The sequence below is a fragment of the Spirochaetota bacterium genome (assembly GCA_034190085.1).
In the GTDB taxonomy this organism is placed as follows: domain Bacteria; phylum Spirochaetota; class UBA4802; order UBA4802; family JAFGDQ01; genus JAXHTS01.
In genome coordinates, this window is sequence record JAXHTS010000061.1 from 1 (window position 1) to 5592 (window position 5592).

4 protein-coding genes are annotated in these 5592 nt (G+C 38.3%); 3 read left to right on the forward strand and 1 reads right to left on the reverse strand.

Annotated features, from left to right (window positions below; genetic code table 11):
• Positions 1-225: 225 nt before the first annotated feature.
• The gene (locus SVZ03_12050) at positions 226-729 is read left to right on the forward strand and encodes a hypothetical protein (GenBank protein ID MDY6934936.1); all 504 of its coding nucleotides are present in this window, start codon (positions 226-228) and stop codon (positions 727-729) included.
• Between the two features lie 658 nt (positions 730-1387).
• On the forward strand, positions 1388-3352 hold the full coding sequence (gene dnaK / locus SVZ03_12055; protein MDY6934937.1) for a molecular chaperone DnaK: 1965 nt from the start codon (positions 1388-1390) through the stop codon (positions 3350-3352).
• Between the two features lie 204 nt (positions 3353-3556).
• On the opposite strand, the gene SVZ03_12060 is transcribed toward dnaK, so the two are convergent.
• Entirely contained in the window at positions 3557-3910 is a 354-nt protein-coding gene (locus SVZ03_12060; GenBank protein ID MDY6934938.1) for a hypothetical protein, read from the reverse strand.
• Between the two features lie 365 nt (positions 3911-4275).
• Between SVZ03_12060 and SVZ03_12065 the strand changes: the two genes are divergently transcribed.
• A partial coding sequence (locus SVZ03_12065; protein MDY6934939.1) for an FAD-binding protein occupies positions 4276-5592 on the forward strand: 1317 nt, incomplete at its 3' end.

Sequence of the window (5592 nt, forward strand, 5' to 3'; positions counted from 1 at the left end):
TGTACCTCAGTCAGGAGCCACTAATGGAGGTCTCCCAGCAGCCACACCACCTGATGATGGCTTTTTTGATAATTCAGCGACTTTTATGGGCGCTGTTGAAGATGCTTCCAGTAATTGGATGAGTGGATGGACCTCTTTCCCGGAAGATTAAACAAATTTTCCTTTCACAGGGATGGCAGATCTTCCATCCCTGTTTTTATTTAAATTTCTTATCTGGATGATTTAATGAAGATGCATATTATAAATATTATGATTTCAGCGTTGTTGGTTCTTTTGAGTACCTGCTCAGCCAAAAGGGAATTCAGTTCACAGGAGGAATTGATTACTGCCGTTATTGAATACATAAACAAGGGCAGAAAGGATAAGTTATTTAATACATTTATACCCGCTGAAGAATACATAGAGTCTATACATCCCTTTACAGATGTTGGGAAAGAAAAGAATGCCCTGCCGGCTGAGGAATTTTGGGATACATTTATTGGGATGAGGCGCGATTATGCAGCGCTGACAAAAATAAGAAATTATAAAGATCGGATAATCCACATTAAATCAATTGGAGAACCGGATAAAATTATTGATACAGGCGAGTTTGAAATGCTCAGAAGAATACCTCTTACACTAACAATATCCAATGATGACGGCACAATAAGCGATATAATTGATGATGAAATTTTAGGAGTTGTAATCAAAAGAAACAACAAATTTAGATTGTTAAATGTATTCAGATAATCTGGAAGTCATGTTAGCTAATCTCCTCTGTGTTAGCTTTGTTATCGCCTATTTATAAAAATTTCTAGTTATGCACGGATTGTTATCTGCCGTTTGCCTAAAATATTTTTTGCTTAAGAATAAAAACATCAATAACCCCAATTGCAAAATGCTTCTCTTCCATATAGCCTGTAGTTAATAAAAAATCAGTCAACTTGAGTTCACTACTTTATCACTTTATCCTGAAACATTTCTCTAAATTGAGAATTAAATCATAATATCAATGTATAAAATAAATAGTGTTAACTCTCCATAAATTTATATTTCCCTGAAAGATAATTAGCAATCAGATTGAATAATAATGTTATTAGAAACAAGATTATTCCAATAGTAAAATAAGCGTGATAATGATCTCCGCCAACAGGCACCTCTGCCATTTCTGCAGCGATATTTGATGTTAAGGATTTGTGCCCAATATCAAAAGAATAAGAAAAAATATAAAGATTTTGCCTATATTTTACAAAGATAGGCTATTTTTTTCTTAAAAGGTTGACGTTGGGTGATTTTTTTAGTAATTTAAAGGTAGAGGGTGTTAGCACTCATCATAGACGAGTGCTAACACCCCGCTTGATCTAGAAGGATCATTACAAGGAATAAAATAAGCTTTAGGAGGACAAAGATGAGTAATATAATTGGAATTGACCTTGGAACTACAAATTCATGTGTATCAGTAATGTCTGGAGGGGATGCAAATATTATACAAAATTCAGAAGGGCAGAGAACAACTCCTTCAATTGTTGCATATACTGATAAAGGTGAAAGGCTTGTTGGACAGGCCGCAAAGAATCAAATTATAACTAATCCTGAAAACACTATAAGATCAATTAAAAGGTTTATGGGGCGAAAATACAATGAAGTGACTGATGAATTGAAAACGGTACCTTATAGGGTGATAGATGATGGCAAAAGTGGACTAAAGGTAAAGACCGTTAATGGCGAGTTTACACCTCAGGAAATATCAGCTAGAATTTTACAAAAGATGAAGCAGACTGCAGAAGATTTTTTAGGCGAGACTGTAAAAAAGGCGGTTATAACTGTACCTGCATATTTTAACGATGAGCAAAGACAAGCTACCAAGGATGCCGGGAAGATAGCTGGTCTTGATGTTGAGAGAATAATAAATGAACCGACAGCTGCTGCACTTGCCTATGGGTTGGATAAGAAGAAAAAGAATGAAAAGATTGCAGTATATGACCTTGGAGGTGGGACATTCGATATATCAATACTTGAGTTAGGTGATGGAGTCTTCGAGGTTAAATCAACAAATGGCAACACACATCTGGGAGGTGATGACTTTGATGAGAGGATAATGGAATGGTTTATTGTTGAGTTTAAGAAGGAATCTGGCATTGACATTTCAAATGACAAGATGGCGCTTCAAAGATTAAAAGAGGCTGCCGAGAAGGCAAAGATTGAACTCACAAACAAAATGCAGACTGAGGTTAACATCCCATTTCTTACCGCTGATCAGAATGGGCCGAAGCATATGCTTTTGCAATTTTCTCGCTCAAAATTAGAACAGCTAATTGAGGATCTTGTAAAATCAACGGAACAGCCATGCAGAAAAGCGCTATCTGATGCCGGACTTACAGCTAATGATATTGATGAAGTGATCCTTGTGGGTGGATCAACAAGAATACCCGCTGTTCAGGAACTCGTTAAAAATATATTTGGGAAGGAGCCGAGTAAGGGAGTTAATCCAGATGAGGTTGTTGCCCTGGGAGCTGCTATACAGGCTGGTGTATTGAGTGGAGATGTTGATGATGTGCTGCTACTTGATGTAACACCACTTTCTCTTGGAATAGAAACCCTTGGCGGTGTAATGACCAAGCTGATTGAAAGGAATACAACAATACCTGTCAGGAAAAGTCAGATTTTCTCAACAGCCGAAGATAATCAGCCAGCAGTATCTGTACATGTTCTACAGGGTGAAAGAGAGATGGCTTTGCACAACAGGACTCTTGGTAAATTTGAACTGGTCGGGATCAATCCAGCTCCGCGAGGCATGCCTCAGATAGAGGTCGCCTTTGATATAGATGCCAATGGAATTGTTCATGTATCAGCTAAGGATCTAGGCACTGGGAAGGAACAGCAAATTAAAATAGAATCATCCAGCGGCCTGACAGAAAATGAGATCAACAAGATGGTTCGGGATGCTGAAGCGCATTCTGAGGAGGACAGAAGGGCAAAAGAGCTTGCTGAAGCCAAGAATGAAGCGGACAGCTATATCTATATGGCAGAGAGGGCCCTGAGGGAAAATGCAAATATTGATCCAGGAGCAAGGGCAAAAATTGAGGCAGCAATAAATAGCCTTAGGAGCGTGGTAGAGACAGGCGATATTAACTCTATTAAGAATGCCAAAACTCAGCTTGAACAGGCAATGCAGGAAGCAGCTACATCCACATGTGGAACAGAATGTGGAGGAGCAAAGCAAAATGAGGAGAATGCATATTCCAATAATAAAGCGGGACATGGTGCATGGACAGGAGAGCAGGGAAATGCATCTGATCCAGGAAGTTATAATGATAGAGTATATGATGCTGACTATGAAGTTGTAGATGACGATGAGATAAGAGCTAATTGATAGGTCTTTGCCCAAACTGGGTAGGAGCTCCCCATGCATTACACTTGCTAAGTGATGTTGCCCTATAGAAAGGTTATTATAAATAACTTGTGGTATTCATAATATCAAAGAATGATCTATGAGGATGGGCAATGTCACTTGGCAACGTGTGTTATACGGCTTTTTTCGAGGATTGAATGCTATTTGAAATGCTAATTACATGTGTTATTTTTTTGTTATGATAAAAACACATTTCCAATATGTAGTTTCATTTAAACTTCCATAACCTGTATTTGCATTATAGCTTGCGCTTCCTGAAAATTCTTGTGTGCATTCTTCTTTTTCTTCGATATCATAATTTTTAAATATTGTACTAGCACGTTTTTTCGCACGAATTTCAGCATGTGTCTTGGATGTTCCAATTGCTTCAATAATTGCACTATTTGAATCCTGATATAAAACTCGAACTGAACTTTCTTCAATTTTCCCCTTTATAAATGAAAGACAACAACAACTAGAGGTTAGAAGAGGAATTAATAGAACTGATATTACAAAAAACATCTTTAAAATTTTCCCCATTGGAACCTCCAGATAAGAATTGAATTTTTTATAATAATAAAATTTTTGATTGGAAAATATGTCAAGAAGATTTGTCCCATTAATGGGAGTAAAAGAAAAAATTCGGGATTTTGGGCCTTTAGCATTCCCAGTATTTTTTATTTTATTTTTTCTTGACATTAATGAAGATTTTTTTAAATTGGTAAGAAAAAACGGCGGGACGGTATTGATCCGTAACTAAATAAATCACACCCACAGGAAAGAGATTAAAATTATCCTAAAATGCTCACAATAATAAGCTACAGAACCATTTAATTATATAATGTTTATTTTTTGATTGTTGCTATGCTTTAATTCAAATCCAAAAGAATAGGGGGAGGTGGAGGATGAAGGAGATTTATGATATTGTAATAATTGGGGGAGGTACGAATGGTCTGAGTATAGCAAGCTATCTGGGAAAATGCGGTCTATCTGTGTGCATATGCGAGGATAGGTGCGAATGCGGAGGAGGAGCAGAGAATACCGAGCCTATCCCAGGGGTCAATATTGACCCACATGCAACATATCTATATGGAGGAGCTGCACCGGCATTCGAACAGCTTGAATTGCATAAATTTGGATTTAGGATGGTGTATATGAATGGTGCAGCAGGAGGTATAACATCAGATGGGAAATGTTATCTGATTAGTCCTGAGCATAGGGATGAGACAATAGCATCTATGAGGAAGTTTTCTCAAAAGGATGCTGATATGTTTGAAATGCTTTATGACATAGGTGATGATGTTGATCCAAACAAAATCATAGTAGAGATTTTGCGATCTATATACTGGACGCCTCCACCACCATCACATATAAAGCTGGGTCCTGATGAGCTTCCATGGTCCAAGGTATTTAAAGAGTATTTACCTGGTCTGTATGATGATGAGTGGAATAAGATGTCTGTATTGGATATTGCAGATGTACTTGTTGAATCAGAGCCTTTGAAGGTTGGATTGGCAATGGGAAGCTGGTATAATGGTCCTCATCCATCATGGAAGGGATGTGGAATACCAGGAATAGCATGCAATCTATTATTGTACTATTCTCATGGCACGCCTAGAGGCGGTATGCATTCATATGCACATTCACTCGTCAGGTGTGCGTTATATCATGGAGCTAAAATCTACACAAACAGCAGGGTTGAAGAGATAATCGTTGAAGATGGAGAGGCAAAGGGAGTAATACTCGCAGATGATGCTCATGCAAAGAATAAAAGGATATATGCATCCAAGGCTGTACTCTCGAATACTCATGTGATGCAGACATTTCTGGATCTTATTCCTTCGAGAGAGCTTGATAGGGATTTTGTAGAGAGGGTAAAGGGATTAAATCTTAAAGGAGGTAGCCTATTTGTTCTTTCGCTTGTGACAAGTGAAATGCCCAAATATATTGGCGGTGCTGATGAGCTCTTCTCTGATGGTCGATGGCCGACAGTTGTAGCTATCCCCGCTGATGGAAGGGAGCAGATGTTAAATCAGGAGAGGGATGTATATGCCTTGAATACACATCCAACCAGTATGGACAGCATGATTACCGGATTATGCAGTCATGATGTGTTTGACAGGACTAGGTGCTATAATGATGAACTCTATCTATTCAGCCCTATATACATTCAGGTCCCGCCACCTGAGTATCACAGGGATGGCCCTGAGGCTGTAAACAGA